At 45.7% G+C, this 575-nt stretch carries 1 protein-coding gene; it reads left to right on the top strand.

Going from position 1 to position 575, the window contains the following annotated elements; genetic code table 11:
* Positions 1–575, top strand: a 575-nt coding sequence (recA, locus tag A3739_RS09195) for a recombinase RecA (RefSeq protein ID WP_068501093.1), incomplete at both ends; no start/stop codon positions are given.

Raw genomic sequence — 575 nt, 5'->3', positions numbered from 1 at the left:
GGAAGGCAATAAACAAAAAGCGTTAAACGCTGCGTTATCTCAAATTGAAAAGCAATTTGGTAAAGGTGCAGTGATGAAAATGGGTGATCAACCACGTGAGTTGATCCCGTCAGTCTCTACTGGGTCACTCGGTTTAGATATCGCTTTGGGTATAGGTGGCTTGCCTTACGGTCGTATCGTTGAAATTTATGGCCCTGAGAGCTCTGGCAAAACAACGCTGACGCTTCAAGTTGTTGCTGAAGCCCAAAAGCAAGGAAAGACTTGTGCATTTGTTGATGCTGAACACGCACTAGACCCCATCTATGCCGAAAAGCTAGGTGTTAATGTGGATGAACTATTGGTGTCACAGCCAGATACTGGTGAGCAAGCTTTAGAGATCGCAGACATGCTAGTTCGATCTGGAGCGGTCGATGTCATTATCGTTGACTCCGTTGCAGCACTTACGCCGCGTGCTGAAATCGAAGGTGACATGGGTGATTCCCACGTTGGCTTACAAGCGCGTTTGATGTCTCAAGCACTGCGCAAGATTACAGGTAATATCAAGAATGCAAATTGTCTATGTATCTTCATTAACC

This window comes from Oleiphilus sp. HI0067 (assembly GCF_001635735.1).
Note: the sequence above shows the minus strand (reverse complement) of the source record. Positions and strands in the feature narration are given on the sequence as shown.